This is a genomic window from Micromonospora cynarisoli (assembly GCF_030518815.1).
Lineage (GTDB): Bacteria > Actinomycetota > Actinomycetes > Mycobacteriales > Micromonosporaceae > Micromonospora > Micromonospora wenchangensis.
On the sequence record NZ_CP130426.1, the window covers coordinates 1,719,923 to 1,736,778 of the forward strand.

Genomic DNA, 16,856 nt, shown 5'->3' on the forward strand with positions numbered 1-16,856 from the left:
GCCCGACCCGGTGCGCCCGGGTCGGGCCGGCGGCGGTACTCAACTGACGGCGTTACTCAACTGACGGTGGTGCTCAGCTGGCGGTGCAGGTGGGGGTCATCCCCGCCCCGCTGCCACTGCCCTGGAAACCGAACTCGGTCGACTGACCCGCACCGAGCGCACCGTTGTAGTCCACGTTCGCAAACCGCACCGTGCCCGAACTACCACTGGCCGTCGCCGACCACGTACCGGTCACACTCGACCCACCCGGCAACGTCATGCTCACCGTCCACCCACGCGTACCCGACGAACCCGCCGTCACCTTCACCGTGGCCACGAAACCACCTGTCCACGAATTCAACGACACCGACGCCGAGCATCCCGACCCACCCGGAGGCGGAGTCGTCGGCGGCGGCGTGGTCGGGTTCGGCGGGGTCGTCGTCGGGTTCGGCGGCGTGGTCGTCGGGTTCGGGATGCCCGGACCGGCGTTGAGCGCGTTCAGCACCGAGTCGTACGCCGGCTTCTTGTTGCCGTTGCAGTCGAACAGCAGGGCGTTGTCGGAGCCGCGCCACGAGTCGCAGTCCCGCACCCCCCACACGGTGATGCCGGCGCACCTGGCGATGGCCATGCAGGACCGGGTGACCGTGCCGAAGATGTTGGCCTGGTTGCCGCCGGTCATCACGTCCAGCTCGGTGATCTGCACCTCCACGCCGAGGTCGGCGAAGCGCTGGAGGTTGGCCTGGTAGTCACCCGGGATCGTGGTGCCCAGGTGGGACTGGAAGCCGACGCAGTCGATCGGCACGCCCCGGGACTTGAAGTCCCGCACCATGTTGTAGACGCCAGTCGACTTCGCGTTGACCCCGTCGGTGTTGTAGTCGTTGTAGCACAGCTTCGCGCCCGGGTCGGCGGCACGGGCGGCCCGGAACGCCGCCTCGATCCAGTCGTTACCGGTGCGCTGGAGGTTCGAGTCACGACGCCCACCACTGCCACCGTCGGCGAACGCCTCGTTCACCACGTCCCACGCGTAGATCTTGCCGCGGAAGTGGGTGGCGACCTGGGTGACGTGGTTGATCATCGCGCTGCGCAGCGCGCTGCCCGACATGCCCTGCGCCCAGCCCGGCTCCTGCTGGTGCCAGAGCAGCGCGTGACCGCGCACGCTCATCCCGTTGGCCTGGGCGTGGCTGACGATCCGGTCGCCGCCGGTGTAGTTGAACCGGCCCTGCTGCGGCTCGGTGGCGTCCCACTTCATCTCGTTCTCGGCCACGATCGAGTTGAACTCGCGGTTGAGAATGGTGGTGTAGGTGCTGGTGGACAGCTTGCCCGTCGCGACCGCCGCGCCGAAGTAGCGGCCCTTCTCGGCCGCCGCCGCCCGTAGGGTCGTCCCGGCGCTGGCTGCGGGGGCCAGCGCCAACGTCATCCCGACGGTGAGTGCGCCGGCCACGGCGAGGGTCGCCGTGGCCAGTAGGGCTCTCTTGGGTCTCATGTCGCATCCTTTTCGAGGTGGGTGCAGCGGTGGTGGTGCTGAGGTGCCCGGTTCCCGGTGCGGTGGGCCGTGCCAGCCGGCGGGGTCCGCCGTCCGGTCGGCCAGGACGGACCATCGTGGCCGCCGTACCCGGCCCGGACGAGGGACTGTCGGCGCTGCCCCCGTCGCGGTCCGTGCCGGCCGACGACCCCGGTGACCTCGACGCCGGGGCAGCAGCCCGGGTCGGCGAGAGGATCGCCCACTGCGGGCAACGGCGCGGCGTCTCCCGAAAAGGGCGCCATGATCCTCCTTCGAGGAGACCGGGCCGGCCATCGACGGAGTCGTCCCGCCCCTGGTCGGGGCCGGTCGCGCCGTCGCCGGCAGCTGCTGATGGGAAATCCTGACCCGACGTCCCACATGCCCTGGGGGGACGTCGCGATCCGAGGCTCGACCAGCACGGCTCGCCCGGTGAGCCTTCGGGTGCGGTGGTCCTCGCCATCGACTGTGAGCGATAACATGTGTTTCGTCAAGTCGTAACGTAGTGAGCCGGGTCGATCGCGGCGACCAGGTTCACCGGCGGGTCGTCCGGGCCGTAGAGTCTCTCGCCGTGATCGAGATCGGCACACAGGTCGACCTGCTACACCCCGCTGACCGGGTCTGGCGTGCGGTGACCGATCCGGCGCTGCTGGCCCGCTGGTTCGCCGTGGCCGAGGCGGTGCCCGACCGGCCGGGCCGGTGGCGGGTGGGCACCGCCGGGCTGCCCGGCTTCGACGGCGACGTCGAGATCGGGGCCGTGCGCCAACGGGCACCGGAACTGCTCGTCGTCCGGTGTGACGAGGGGGCCCGTCACACCGAGCTGACCTGCGTCGTCACCGCCGCCGGCGAGGGCTGCCGGGTGACGGTCCGGGAGACCCTGGAGCACGGCGACTGGTCCGCCGGGCAGGGCGCGCGCCGCGAGGAGTGTTACCGGCAGTCGCTGGCCGGACGCCTGCCCGCGCTGCTCGACTGGTTGGCCTTCCGCGAGGTGGACCTGCGGCGGGACAGCGCCGCACCGACCGCCGTGTTGCCGGTGGCGCTGATGGCCGACGTGGCCCGGCCGCCCACCCGGGGCCGTGCCGGCTGGGTGGTGGTCGGATCGGGCGCGGCGGCGCTGGCGCTCGGCCTGGCCGGGTGGGCCCTGCTGCCGCAGGAGCGGGAGGAGCCGACCGGGGCGGCCCCGGTGGCGCCGCCGACGCGCCCGACCGCCACGCCGAGCCCGTCGCGGTCCGCCGCGTCGGCACGCCCGACCTCGCCCCCGCCGTCGCGCAGCGCCCCGCCGAGCCGGTCGCCGTCGGCGAGCCCGTCGCGCACCCCCACCCCGACCCCGGCGGTCGCGGGGCCGTTGGACGCCCGGTACGCGACGGTGTCGACCCGGGTCTTCGGGTACACCGGGGAGGTGGTGGTGGACAACCCGGGCGGGACGCCGGCCACCGGCTGGACGGTCGTCGTCACGCTGCCCCGGGGCAGTTCGGCGGCGGAGGTGACCGGTGCCGACTGGCGACAGGACGGGCAGTCGGTCACCTTCACCGGCCCGGCCGTCGCGGCGGGCGGGACGCAGGCCATCCGCTTCGACGTCCGCACCGCCGACCCGGTCACCAAGGCACCCCAGGGCTGCACGGTCGACGAGCGCCCCTGCGCCGGGCTGTGAGCGGGCGGCCGGGGTCCGCCGTGGACCCGGGCCGCGTCGCGGCGCCGCCGCCCCGTCGTCGGTCGGGCGGGCGGCGGCGCGGTGCTGTGGCGTACGGTCAGGGTGGTCGCCGGTTCCAGCCGGACCACACCGCCGACGCGGATCACGGCTCGGCGCGGGCCGACGGCGACCACGGCCAGGGCACCTCGTGGAAGGCCGCCTCGACCAGCAGCGCCTCCACCCCGGACAGCAGCCGCGCGGCCCGCTCGGCCGGCAGGTAGCGGGTGTCGGCGGTGACGGCCAGCTCCACCGCGCCGGGGGCGTCGCGCACCTGCACCCGGCAGCGCCACGCGAACCGGTCCAGCTCCCCCACCCAGCGCACCCCGGCGGACGCCACCATCGCCCGCAGGGCCGCCTCGTCGGGGCCGGCCACCCCCGGGTCCACCTCGGGGGCGAGCCGGGTGTCGTTGAGGTAGCACAGCGGGGCCAGCACGCTGCGGTGGTCGTCCCCCCGCCCGGTGAACGCCCGCTCGAACTCCACCGGGTCGTAGTAGGCGTGCCGGTACGCGTCCAGGCCCGCCCGTCCGGCCCGGGACAGCAGGGTGCCGAAGTCGGGCCGCCCGGTCAGGTCGAGCCGGCACAGCCCGATCTGGTTGAGGGTGGCGACCGCCCGGTCGTACCCGGGTGGGAACCGGTTGTTGGCCATCACCACGATGCCGCAGGCGTCCTGCCCGGTGTCGCCGCAGAGCACGGCGGCGGTCGCGGCGAGCAGGGCGGTGGAGGTGCTGACGCCGTACCGGGTGGCGACCAGCCGGGTCGCGTGGTGCAGCGCCGTGGAGACCAGCGAACCCTGCCGGTAGCGGGGCGTCGCGTCGGCCCCGACCGGGTCGGCCAGGGTCATCGGCAGGCCGGGGAACTGCCGCAGCCAGTACGCCACCGCCCGCTGCGACCGCCGCTGCTGCACCGTGCGCTCCTGCCCGGCGACGTCCAGCGACTGGAGGCCGGGCGGGTCGTCGACCGCCCCGCGCAGCAGCAGCAGACGCAGGTCCCGCAGCACGGTGGTGGCCGCGTGGAAGTCGACGGCGGAGTGGCTGAACACCAACACGACCTGCCGTACCGTGTCGGCCACGGTGACCAGCGCGACCCGCAGCGGGTACTCGACGGCGTGGTCGAACAGCGGCCCGGCCAGTCGCGCGGCCAGTTCCGCCGCGACCCGCGCGCCGTCCGGGTCGTCGGCAGGCCGGGGTACGGCGTGCACCGCCACCGGCAGCCGCCCCGCCGCCGACGCCTCCTGGCACAGCTGCCCGTCGTACGGGCGGACCCGGGTGCGCAACGACTCGTGCCGGGCGAGCAGCGCACCCACCGCCCGCACCGCCCGGGGCACGTCCACCCCGGCCCGCGCCGAGACCGCCAGGGTGCGGGGCAGGGTGAGCACCCGGTACGCGGCGGGGGCCTCGAACTCCGCCACCGTCCGCCACATCGCCCGCTGTCCCCAGGTCAGCGGCGCGGTCGCGGCCCGCCCTCCGGCGAACTCGGCGTACGCCGACCCGTCGTCGACGGCCGTCCGCCCGACGGGCGGGGCGGCGGCTGTCGCGGTGGGGGCTGTCGCGGTGGCGGGTGACCAGGGCCAGGGGACGTCGTCGAAGGCAGCCCGCACCAGCAGGTCCTCCAGGCCGCGCAGGAACGGCTCGACGGTCTCCAGCGGAAGCTGCCGGGTGTCGACGGTGAGCGTGACGCCCACCCCGGCCGGCTCGTCCACCACGTGGGTCAGCAGGTGCCAGGCCGCCTGGTCGAGCCCCGCCGTCCAGGCGAAGGTGCTGTCGGCCGTGGCCGCGCGCAACGCCTCCCGGGTCACCGCCGGCAGCCGGTCGACCCCGCCGACCGGCAACCGCACGTCGTTGAAGTAGTGGTACGGCTGGAACGCCGACGCCGGGTCGACCCCCCGGTGCTCGAATGCGAGCCGCAGCGCGACCGGGTCGTAATACGCGTGCCGCAACGCGTCCAGGGACACCCGCCACACCCGGGACAACAGCTCCCCGAAATGGGGGTGACCGGACAAATCCAGCATGCCGAAACCGATCTGGCCGAGATTGGCGACGGCATTCGCGTACGCGGTCCGAAACCGATTGTGGGCCATCGGGAAAATGCCGAGGCGCTCCCGCTGACCGTGGCCGGCGGCCATCGCCGTCACCCCGGCCAGCAGCACCGCGGAACCGCTGACCCGGTGCCGGGCGGCGATCAGCCGGGTGGCCGTGTCGACGGCCGCGGAGACCAGCACGCCCCGCCGCCACGGCGGGGTGAGGCCCGGCCCCGGCGCGGGCAGCGGCGACGGCGGCAGCCTGTCGAACTCGCGCAGCCAGTGCCCGACCGCCCGCGCCGAACGGCCCTGGTCGACCCCGTGCTGCCAGCGGGCCACGTCCACCGACTGCGGGCCGGCCGGGGTGGGCAGGCCGCCGCGCAGCACGAGCAGCCGCAGGTCCCGCAGCACCACCTCGGCGGCGTGCGCGTCCACCGTGGAGTGGCTGAACACCACCACGATCTGTCGTACCCGGTCGTCGACGGTCACCAGCGCGACCCGCAGCGGCCACTCGGCGGCGTGGTCGAACGCGACGTCGCCGAGCCGGCCGGCGACCTGTCGGGCGGCCCGCGAACCGTCGTCGATCCCCACGCTGACCAGCAGCGGCAGCACCCCTGCCGCCGCCGTCTCCTGCCGGGGTTCGTCGTCGACGACCCGCACCCGGGTCCGCAGGGCGCCGTGCCGGCCGACCAGCGCGCCGACCGCCCGGACCACGGCGGCCGGGTCCGCCCCGGCCCGTGCGGACACCGGCACCGTACGGCGCAGGTTGAGGAAGACGTGGTTGGAGCCGTACCGGGCGAGGGACCGCCACATCACCTGCTGGGCCCAGGTCAACGGCGCCGTCCCGGCCCCGTCACCGGAGAACTCGGCGGACAGCAGCGTCTCCGACGCCCATTGCGCGGGCACCGCCGCGTCAGCGAATCGCATTCCCGACCGTACGACGCGACGACCGACGCCGAATCGCTCGAAGGTCCTTTCCATAGTGGACCGATCAGCCGATCCGACGGTTCGGGCCCGCCGGGCAGACTACTGGCCACTGCCCGCACCGTTTCGAGTAAGGCGCCGCGTGACGAACGTTGAGGTACCGACGCGGGCCGCCCCGCCGCATTCCACCATCCCCCGGGCCGCCGGAAATCCCCGGCTGTCATTCGCCCAGGAGCGGATCTGGTTCACCGAACAGCTCTCCCCCGGCACCGCCGCGTACGTCGTGCACACGACCGTACGGCTGCGCGGGCCGTTCGACGTCGACCTGTTGCGCGCCGCCCTCGACGCCACCGCCGCCCGGCACGACAGCCTGCGGATGCGGTTCACCGAGAGCGCCGACGGGGAGCCCGTGGTGACGGTGCTGCCCGAGGTGACGGTGCCGGTGACCGTCACCGCCGCACCGGACACCGACGCCGCCCACGCCCTCGTCGCCGACTCCGTGCACACCCCGTTCGACCTGGCCGTCGCGCCGCTGCTGCGGGTCCTCGTCGTCCGGCTGGCCGACACCGAACACCTGCTGCACCTGGCGATGCACCACATCGTCAGCGACGGCTGGTCGCTGGACCTGCTGCTCGGCGAGATCGCCGCCGGCTACGCCACGCTGCGCGACGGCGGCGACCCGCCCGCACCGCCGGCCACCCGGTACGTCGACTACGCCGGCTGGCAGCGGGACCGGCTCGACGGGCCGCCGACCGGCGACGGGTTCACCCACTGGACCCGCGCGTTGGCCGGGGTGCCGCCGCTGGAGCTGCCCACCGACCGGCCCCGACCTGCCGTGCAGTCGTACGCGGGCGCGACCCACCGGTTCACCGTCGACGCCGACCTCACCGACGGGCTGCGCCGGCTGGGCCGCGCCCACCGGGCCACCCTCTACATGACCCTGCTCACCGGCCTGCAGGCCGTGCTGTTCCGCTACAGCGGGCAGCGGGACTTCGCCGTCGGCTCCCCGGTGGCCGGGCGGGTGGTGCCCGAGCTGGAACACCTCGTCGGCCTGTTCGTCAACACCCTGGCCCTGCGCGCCGATCTTTCCCCGGACCCGGCGACCGCCGCCGAGCCGGGCTTCGCGACCCTGCTGCGCCGCAACCGGGGCACCGTGGTGCGCGCCCTGGCCCACCAGGAGATCCCGTTCGAACGCCTGGTCAAGGAGCTGAACGTCACCCGGGACGTCGCCCGCGCCCCCGTGTTCCAGGTGCTGTTCACCCTGCAGAACTACGCCCGGGGCGGCGACCGGTGGCCCGCCGGCCTGCACGCCGAACCGGTCGGCACCGACGCGGCCAGCGCCCGCTTCGACCTGGCGCTGTACGTCGGGGAGAGCGCCGACGGGCTGCGCGGCACGTTCGTCTACCACACCGACCTGTTCGACGCCGCCACCGTCGCCGGGCTGGCCGAGAGTTTCCGGACGCTGCTGCGCGCCGCCGTCGCCGAGCCGGACCGGCCGGTGGCCGACCTGGACCTGCTCGGCCCGGCTGGCCGGGACCGGATGCTGGCCCTCGCCGGGGACCGGGCCGGCCCGCCGCCGCCCGACGCCGGGGTCACCGGGGCGGCGGTCACCCTGGCCGACCTGATCGACCCGTACGTCGCCGCCAGCCCCGACGCGCCGGCCGTGGTCTGCGGCACCGACCGGATCGGCTACCGGGAACTGGACCGGCGGGCCAACCGGCTCGCCCACTGGCTGCGGGCCCGGGGCGTCGGCCCGGACCGCCTCGTCGGGGTGCTGCTGGAGCAGTCGGTCGAGCTGGCCGTGACGCTGCTCGGGGTGCTGCGGGCCGGCGGCGCGTACCTGCCGCTGGACCCGGAGCAGCCCGCCGCCCGGCTGGGTCTGATGCTCGCCGACGCCCGACCGACCGTGCTGCTGACCGGCACCGGGCTGCGTGACCGGCTGCCCGCCGGGACGGCGGCGACCTGCCTGGACGAGATCACCGCCGAGGTCCACGCCCAGCCGGACGACCGACCGGCGACCGGGGTACGCGACGGGCACCTGGCCTACGTCATCTACACCTCCGGCTCGACCGGCACCCCGAAGGGGGTGGCCGTGCCGCACCGGCCGGTGCTGCGCTACCTCGACGGGGTGGCGGACCGGTTCGCGGTCGCCCCCGCCGCCCGGTACGGGCTGTTGCAGTCGATGTCGTTCGACTTCGCCGTCACCGTGTTCTACCTGGCGCTGGCCACCGGCGGCGCGGTGCACCTGCTCCCCCGCCGGGGCACCGGTGCCGAACTGGCCACCCGGCTGCGCGACGAACGGATCGACTACCTGAAGATCACCCCGTCGCACCTGGCGGCGCTGACCGCCGACTGCGCACCGGACGACCTGCTGCCGGCCCGCGCGCTGATCCTCGGCGGTGAGGCGTCCGACCTGGAGCGGATCGCCCCGCTCGCCGCCGGGCCGACCCGGGTGTTCAACCACTACGGGCCCACCGAGGCCACCGTCGGCGCGGCCACCTACCGGGTGCCGGCCGACGGGCCGGACGTCGGCCCGGTGCCGACCGGCCGGCCGCTGCCGTACGCCTCGGTGCACGTGCTCGACGAGCGGATGCGTCAGGTGCCGGTCGGCATGCCCGGTGAGCTGTACCTGGGCGGGGACCGGCTCGCCCGGGGCTACCTGCGGCGGCCCGGCCTGACCGCCGAACGGTTCGTGCCCGACCCGTACGGGCCGCCGGGGGCCCGGCTGTACCGCACCGGCGACCTGGCCCGCTGGCGGGCCGACGGGGAGCTGATCTTCCTCGGCCGGCGCGACCACCAGGTGAAGATCCGTGGTTACCGGGTCGAACTGGGCGAGGTGGAGGCCGCCCTGCGGGACTGCCCGGGGGTACGCCAGGCGGCGGTGCTGCTGCGCGACGACCGGCTGGTGGCCTACCTGGAGGCGGAGCCGGACCCGGACGGCCCGGACCCGGCGCGCTGGCGTCACCTGCTCGCCGGGCGGCTGCCCGAGCACATGGTGCCCACCCGCTGGGTGGTGCTGGACCGGCTGCCGTTGCAGGAACACGGGAAGGTGGACCGGCGGGCCCTGCCCGAGCCGACCGACGACGGCCCGACCGGCGAGCGGGTGCCCCCGGTCGGGCCGGTGGAGAGGCTGGTCGCCGACGTGTGGCGGGCGGTGCTCGGGGTGCCCGAGGTCGGCGTCACCGACGACTTCTTCGACCTGGGCGGACACTCGCTGCTGGCCACCCGGGTGGTGGCCCGGCTGCGCCGGGAACTGCCCGCCGTCGTCGACGGCACCCCGCCGCCGGTCAGCGTGATGGACCTGTTCCGGCACCGCACCGTACGTGAGTTGGCGGACCTGGTCGGCGGGCCCGACGCCGGCCGGGCCGGGCTGCTGCACGAGCTGACCCCGCCGGTGCCCGCCGCCGACCGGGTCGCCACCCTGCTCTGCGTCCCGTACGGCGGGGGCAGCGCGGTGGTCTACCAGCCGCTGGCCGACGCGCTGCCGGCCGGGTACCGGCTGCTGTCGGTTGCCGTACCCGGGCACGACATCGGCCTCGCCGACGAGCCCGCGCCGATCGCCGACGTCGCCGCCGACGTGGTCGCGGAGGTTCTGGGCCGGGTCACCGGCCCGCTGATCGTGTACGGCCACTGCGGCCCCGGCGGGGCGCTGGCCGTGGAGGTGGCCCGCCGGCTGGAGGCCGCCGGACGGGACCTGCTCGCGGTGTACCTCGGCGCGGTGTTCCCGTTCGCCAGGCCCGCCGACGGGCCGCTCGGGCCGCTGCTGCGGCTGCGGCTGGCCGAGCGGCTGCGCAGCGACCGGATCTACCGCACCTGGTTGCAGGCGCAGGGCACCGCCGTCGGTTCGCTCGCCCCCGACGAGGTGCGGTTCCTGGTCCGGGCGATGCGGCACGACGCCCGGGTCAGCGAGGACTACTTCACGACGCTGCTGCGCCAGCGGGTCACCCCGCTGCGCGCGCCTGTCGTCTCCGTGGTCGGCGAGCGGGACCGCAGCACCGACTACCACGAGGAGCGGTACCGGGAGTGGCACTTCCTCAGTGGCCGCACCGCCCTCGCCGTGATCGACGAGGGCGGGCACTACTTCCTGAAGTACCGGGCCGCCGAACTGGCCGAGATCGTCACCGGCGTGCACCAGCGGCTCGACGCGCCACCCCGGCCCGTCCCGGCCGGGTCGCCGGCCACCCCACCGCCCTGGCAGCTCGCCGCCGTCTCCCGGACCGACGGGCCGCCGACGGCGGACGCCCCGGGCCCGACGGACGGCGGTGCCCGAACCCCGCCGCCGAGCCTGCGCCGCTTCGGGCTGGTCGCGGCCGGTCAGGTGGTGTCCGGGCTGGGCACCGCGCTGACCACCTTCGCGATCCCGCTGTGGATCTACACGCAGACCGGGTCGCTCGCCCGCTTCGCCCTGTTCGCCGTGCTCGGCCTGCTGCCCGGCCTGCTGGTCGCGCCGCTGGCCGGGGCGCTGATCGACCGCACCAGCAGGCGGCGGGTGCTGCTGGCCGCCGGGCTCGCCGCCGGCAGCGCCAACGCGGTGCTCGCCGCTCTGGTGTTCACCGACCGGGTGCAGGTGTGGCACTTCTATCCGCTGGTCGGCTGGCTGTCGGTCGCGTTGGCCTTCCAACGGCTCGCGTTCGTCTCGGCGGTGCCGCAACTGGTGCCCAAACGCTTCCTCGGGCACGCCAACGGCCTCACCCAGACCGCCGTCGGCCTCACCCAGTTCACCGTGCCGCTGCTCGCCGTGGCCCTGCTGGAGACCATCGGGCTACGCGGCATCCTGCTCGTCGACGTGGCGTCCTACCTGTTCGCGGTGGGGGTGCTGACGGTCGTCCGGTTCCCCCGCACACTGGCCATGCAACGCCGCGAGGGCATCGGCACCGAGATCGTCGCCGGGCTGCGCTACGCGCTGCGGCGGCGGGAGTTCCGCGCCATGCTGGCGTTCTTCGCCGCGCTGAACTTCTTCCTGTTCCCGGTGCTGTTCCTGCTCTCCCCGCTGGTGCTCGGCTTCGCCGACCTCACCGACGTGTCCCGGGTCGCGCTGACCGGCGGGATCGGCGCGGCGACCGGTGGCCTGGTGATGCTGCTGTGGGGTGGCCCCCGGCACCGCCGGATGCGGGCGGTGCTGCTGGGCACCCTCGGCATCGCGGTGGCCGCCGTGGTGACCGGGCTGCGGCCCAACCTGCTGCTCATCGGGGCCGGCGCGTTCGGCATGTACCTGGCGCTGGGCATCGTCAACGGCGTCTACCAGACCATCATCCAGACCAAGGTGCCGGCGCGGGTGCACGGCCGGGTGTTCGCGGTCAACCAGATGGTCGCCCAGTCCACCCTGCCGCTGGGCTGGGGCCTCGTCGCCCCGTTCGCCGCCCGGGTGGTGGAGCCGACGCTGCTGCCCGACGGGGCGCTGGCCGGCACCGTCGGCGCGGTGCTCGGGGTCGGACCGGGCCGGGGGCACGGGCTGCTCTACGTGCTGTTCGGGGTCTGCATCGCGCTGACCGCGCTGGTGTCGCTGGCCACCCCCACCCTGGCCCGGTTCGACGACGAGGTGCCCGACGCACCCCCGGACGACCTGGTCGGCATCGAGGAACGGCGGGCCCGGACGGCCGACGCCGTCGACCGCCGGACCCCGGTGGGCGTCGCAACGGCGGGCCGGACGCGGTGACCACGACATCCACCGGGACGCCGCCGCGTACCCTGCCGGAGCTGCTCGACTGGCGTACCGGGCTGCACCCGGACCGGGTGGCGGTCGAGGTGCACCAGGTATCCACGCTGACCTTCGCCGAGTGGTCCGCCGGGGCGCGGGGCGTCGCCGCCGCCCTGCGCCGTCGGGGGCTGCGCCCCGGCGACCGGGTCGGCCTGGTCTTCGGCCCCCGCGACTGGGTCCGGTACGCGGTGACGTACTGCGGCGTCCTGTGGGCCGGCGGTGTCGCCGTACCGCTGTCCGACCGGCTGGCCGCCGGGCAGCTCGGGTACGCGCTGACCCACTGCGCGGCCACCGCCGTCGTGCACGGCGACGACACCCCGGCCCCGCCCGCCCCACCCGGCGTGGCGGTGTTCGGCGACGCCGAGCTGCGCGCCGACGGGCACGACGACGGCGACCCGCCCGCCGCCCGCCCCGGCGACCTCGCCCAGATCCTCTACACCTCGGGCACCACGGGCCGACCCAAGGGGGTGGCCGCCCGGCACGCCAACCTCACCGTCGGCGCGCCGCACCACCCGCGCCGGCTGGCCCTGGCCCACTCGCAGCGGTTCCTGCACGCCTTCGCGATCGGCACCAACGCCGGGCAGACGATGCTGCTCAACGCGTTGACCGCGAAGGCCGCCGCGCTCACCCTGCCCCGGTTCACCCCGGTCCGGTTCGCCCGGCTGGTCGCCGCCCCCGGCACCGGGACGGTGTTCGTGGTCCCGTCGATCGCCATCGAGCTGCTCGACTCCGGTGCGCTGCGGGACCGCGACACCAGCGGCGTACAGCTGATCGGCTCCACCGCCGCGCCGCTGCCCCCGGCGGTCGCGGCCCGGCTGGCCACGGCCTTCCCGCAGGCCACGATCGTCAACTACTACACCTCGACCGAGGCCGCCCCGGCGCAGACCACGATGATCTACGACCCGGCCCGGCCGGACGCGGTCGGCCGGCCGGTCGGCGGTCAGCTGCGGGTCACCGACGCCGACGGCCGCCCGCTGCCCGCCGGGACGACAGGCGACGTGTGGCTGCGCGCCCCGCACCCGCGCGCCTACTACCGCGACGACGCGGCGAACCGGGCCACCTTCCGCGACGGCTGGGTCCGGATGGGCGACGTGGGCCGGATCGACGCCGACGGCTACCTCTACCTCACCGACCGGCACCAGGACGTGATCAAGACCGGCGCGTTCAAGGTCTCCACCGTCGAGGTCGAGGCGGCCCTGCACGAGCATCCGCTGGTCGCCGAGGTGGCCGTGGTGGGGGTGCCGCACCCGGTGCTCGGGTCGGCGGTGGCCGCCGCCGTCGTGGCCCGGCCGCAGGCCGGCCCGGACGGGCTGACGCTGCCGGCGCTGCGCGGTTTCCTCGCCGACCGGCTCGCCGACCACCAACTGCCCGCCCGGCTGCTGCTGCTTTCGCGGCTGCCCCGCAACGAGGGCGGCAAGGTGCTCAAACGGCAGCTCACCGCTCTGTTCGACAACTGACCACCCGCACCGACAGCACGACCATGGGAGAGCATGTGGGCACCGCCGAGGCGACCTTCGCGCAGCACGCCGTCTGGTTCACCGAGCAGGCCGGGGTCGCCGGCACGGCGTACCACATGGCGCTGGGCATCCGGTTCGGCGCGGAGCTGGACCGGGCGGCCCTCGTCGCGGCGTGCGCGGCGACGGTCGCCCGGCACCCGGTCCTGGCCGCCCGGGTCGACACCGACGAGGACGGCACCCCCCGGTTGACGCCGACCGACACCCGCCCGACCGTCACCTTCGGCGCGCTGACCGACGCGCGGGTCGCCGAGGAGATCGCCCGACCGTACGACCTGCGGACCGGCCCGCTGGCCCGGTTCACCCTGCTGACCGGGGCGGCGGGTGACCACCTGCTGCTGGTCACCGCGCACCACCTGGTCTTCGACGGCACCTCCAAGGACGTGCTGGTCGCCGACCTGGCCGCCGGGTACGCCACCGCCCGCTCCACCGACCCGGCACGGCCCGCCGACCCGCTGCGCGACGCCGATCCGACGTGGGACGCCGACCGCGCGCACGACGCCGACGCCGAACCGGGGGACGTCGACGGCCCGGGATGGCGCGGCGACCGGCGGCGGGCCGCAGCCGACCACGCCGGCCTCGCGGCAGCCGAGCAGCAGCGGATCGCCGTCGACCTGCCCGCCGCCCGCGACTTCTGGGCGCGGCACTGGTCCGGCCCCGGCGACGTGGTGCTGCCCGGCCTGCGCCGGGTGCCCACCGGTGCCGAGCCCGGCGTCGCCGTCGAGGTGGCGCTGCCCGCCGACGTGGTCGACGGCATCGGCCCGGCGGCCCGGTCGCTCGGGGTCACCCGCTTCGAGCTGCTGTTCGCCGCGCTGCACGCCCTGCTCGGGCGGTACGGCAACCGGGACCTTCCGGTCGGGGTGGCGCTGTCCACCCGTACCCCGGACCAGACCGACCGGATCGGACTGTTCGTCAACGAACTGCCGGTCACCGTCGCGCCTGCCGACGGCACGTTCCGCGCGCACGCCCGCGCCGTCCGGGACGGGCTGCGCGAGGTGTACCGGTACCGGGCCGTGCCGCTGGCCCACGCGGTGCCCGGCCTGCGCCCCGCCCCGGCGGTCACCCCGGTCAGCGTCGGCTACCGGCGACGCGGCGGCGAGCCGGTCTTCCCCGGGGTGGTCGCCGGGGTCGACTGGACGCTGTTCGGCGGAGCGGCCCGCAACGCCCTGCACGTGCAGATCGTGGACGCCCCCACCGGCCTCACCGTCAGCCTCCAGCACAGCCCGGCGGCCGTGCCGACCGACGCGGTACGCCGGATCGGGACGCACCTGCGGACCCTGCTCGCCGCCGCGCTCGCCGACCCGGACCGGCCGGTGGCGGAGCTGCCGGTGCTGCCCGCCGACGAATTCGACCGGGTCACCCGGGAGTGGAACGACACCGGCCGCGCGTACCCCGCCGGGGCGAGCGTGCCAGGCCTGTTCGCCGCCCGGGTCGCCGCCGACCCGCACGCGCCGGCCGTGGTCGACGACGGCCTGACGCTCAGCTACGCCCAACTCGACGCCGCCGCCGACCGGTTGGCCGGGCTGCTGCGGCAGCGCGGGGTCGGGCCGGGGGCGCTCGTCGCGGTCGCCCTGGACCGGTCCTGGCGGGCGGTGGTCACCCTGCTGGCGGTGCTGCGCTGCCGGGCCGCGTACCTGCCGGTGGACCCGCAGCACCCGCCGGCCCGCCGGGACCTCGTCCTCGCCGACGCCGATCCCGCGCTGGTGGTGACGCCGACGGCGGGCGGGCTGCCCTGGCCCACCCTTGCCCTCGACGGGGTCGACCTGCTCGCCGGGCCGGTGCCGACGCCGACCGGCCCCGTCGGGCCGCCGGCCGCCGACGACCTGGCCTACCTGCTCTACACCTCCGGCTCGACCGGCCGGCCCAAGGGCGTCGCGGTACGGCACGGCGCGCTGACCAACCTGCTGCTGGGCGTACGGGACCTGCTGGGCAGCGGCCCCGCGCACCGGTGGCTGCACCTGACCTCGCTGTCGTTCGACATCTCCACCGTGGAGGTCTTCCTGCCGCTGGTCACCGGCGGCAGGGTGGTCGTCGCCTCGACGGTCGGCCCGTTGGACGGCGCGGGCGTGCTGCGGCTCGTCCACGCCGCCGGGGTGACCCACGCCCAGGCCACCCCCTCGGGCTGGCGGGTGCTGCTGGAGGCCGGCCTCGGCACGCCCGGACCGGACGCCGCCGGAATCCCGCCGACCCCGCTGGTCGCCGTCACCGGCGGTGAGGCCCTGCCGCCCGCCCTGGCCCGGGAGCTGCGGGCCCGCACCGCCCGCCTGGTCAACGGGTACGGTCCCACCGAGGCGACGGTGTACGCCACGATGGCCGACGTCCCCGCCGACCCCGACGAGGTCACCATCGGACGGCCGCTGCCGAACGTGCGGGCGTACCTGCTGGACGCCTCGGGACAGCCGACGCCGATCGGGGTGCCGGGCGAGCTGCACCTGGCCGGCGCCGGGCTGGCCGCCGGCTACCGGGGGCGCGACGACCGGACCGCCGAGGTGTTCGTGCCGGACCCGTTCGGGCGGCCCGGGGAGCGGCTCTACCGCACCGGTGACCGCTGCCGGTGGCTGCCCGACGGGCGGCTGGACTTCCTCGGCCGTACCGACGACCAGGTCAAGATCCGGGGGCACCGGGTCGAGCTGGGCGAGATCGACGCCCGGCTGCTCGACCATCCGGACGTGGCCGAGGCGGCGACGGTGCTGCGGTCCGACGCCGACGACCCCCGGCTCGTCGCCTACCTGGTGACCCGCGCCGGTGCCGTCGTCGAGCCGGCCGGGCTGCGCCGGCACCTGGCGGCGAGCCTGCCGCAGGCCGTGCTGCCGACCGACGTCGTGCTGCTCGACCGGCTGCCGACCAGCCCGAACGGCAAGGTCGACCGGGCCGCCCTGGCCGCCCGGAACCTCACGACCGACCTCACCCGACCGCCGGCCTCCCCGGCGGGCGGGTCGGTGGCGTCAGCCGGCCCGGCCGACGACCGGCGCGACCCCACAGTGGTCGCCGGACCGCCCGGCACCACCGGGACCGGCACCCCGGCCACCGCCGACGATCCGGTGGTGACGCAGTTGCGGCTGATCTGGCAGGAGGTGCTGCGGATTCCCGACATCGGCGTACACGAGGACCTGTTCGACCTGGGCGGCCACTCGCTCACGATCACCCGGATCAGTGGCCGCATCCAGCAACGGCTCGGCGTCGAGGTGCCCCTGGACGCCTTCTTCGACACCCCCACCATCGCCGAGATCGCCGAGATCGTCAGGCCGTCCGTGAAGGAGTGCTGATGGACACCAGCGACACCACCGACCTGCGGAGACGGCTCGCCGACCTGGTCAGCGAGGCCACCGGGGGCGAGGTCGCGGCCACCGACCTGCTCACCGGCGGTTCGATGGTCGCCCTCGGCGTCGACTCCCTCGGCCTGCTGCGCATGGTCGACGCGATCGAGTCGGAGTACGACGTCGAGGTCGAGCTGAACGGTCCGGGCCGGCCCCTGGACACCCTCGACGACCTGGTCGCACTGCTGACCGCCGCCGTGCCCGACGACACCCGCTGAC

At 75.5% G+C, this 16,856-nt stretch carries 7 protein-coding genes; 5 read left to right on the forward strand and 2 right to left on the reverse strand.

Features of this window, described 5'->3' with window-relative positions; translation table 11 throughout:
* Positions 1-73: 73 nt before the first annotated feature.
* Entirely contained in the window at positions 74-1,462 is a 1,389-nt protein-coding gene (locus tag Q2K16_RS07195; RefSeq protein ID WP_302744289.1) for an endo-1,4-beta-xylanase, read from the reverse strand.
* A 586-nt stretch (positions 1,463-2,048) separates the two neighbouring features.
* Between Q2K16_RS07195 and Q2K16_RS07200 the strand changes: the two genes are divergently transcribed.
* Positions 2,049-3,128, forward strand: coding sequence for an SRPBCC family protein (locus tag Q2K16_RS07200; RefSeq protein ID WP_302744291.1), 1,080 nt, complete (start codon positions 2,049-2,051; stop codon positions 3,126-3,128).
* Positions 3,129-3,270: 142 nt separating this feature from the next.
* On the opposite strand, the gene Q2K16_RS07205 is transcribed toward Q2K16_RS07200, so the two are convergent.
* Positions 3,271-6,111 carry a condensation domain-containing protein gene (locus Q2K16_RS07205; RefSeq protein WP_302744292.1) on the reverse strand — a complete coding sequence of 947 codons (2,841 nt, stop codon included), beginning with the start codon at positions 6,109-6,111 and terminating at the stop codon, positions 3,271-3,273.
* 139 nt (positions 6,112-6,250) lie between these two features.
* On the opposite strand from Q2K16_RS07205, the gene Q2K16_RS07210 reads away from it, so the two are divergent.
* Genes Q2K16_RS07210 through Q2K16_RS07225 form a run of 4 tightly spaced genes read left to right on the forward strand, consistent with a single transcriptional unit; the run spans position 6,251 to position 16,855 of the window.
* Positions 6,251-11,764 (forward strand): non-ribosomal peptide synthetase/MFS transporter, encoded by a 5,514-nt coding sequence (locus Q2K16_RS07210; protein ID WP_302744294.1) that lies wholly within the window; start codon positions 6,251-6,253, stop codon positions 11,762-11,764.
* Positions 11,761-13,263 carry a class I adenylate-forming enzyme family protein gene (locus tag Q2K16_RS07215; protein WP_302744295.1) on the forward strand — a complete coding sequence of 501 codons (1,503 nt, stop codon included), beginning with the start codon at positions 11,761-11,763 and terminating at the stop codon, positions 13,261-13,263. The genes Q2K16_RS07210 and Q2K16_RS07215 overlap by 4 nt, the downstream gene beginning before the upstream one ends.
* A gap of 23 nt (positions 13,264-13,286) precedes the next feature.
* Positions 13,287-16,586 (forward strand): non-ribosomal peptide synthetase, encoded by a 3,300-nt coding sequence (locus tag Q2K16_RS07220; RefSeq protein ID WP_302744296.1) that lies wholly within the window; start codon positions 13,287-13,289, stop codon positions 16,584-16,586.
* A complete protein-coding gene (locus Q2K16_RS07225) occupies positions 16,586-16,855 on the forward strand; it encodes an acyl carrier protein (protein ID WP_302744297.1) in 270 nt (89 codons plus the stop codon). The genes Q2K16_RS07220 and Q2K16_RS07225 overlap by 1 nt, the downstream gene beginning before the upstream one ends.
* Position 16,856 lies beyond the last annotated feature (1 nt).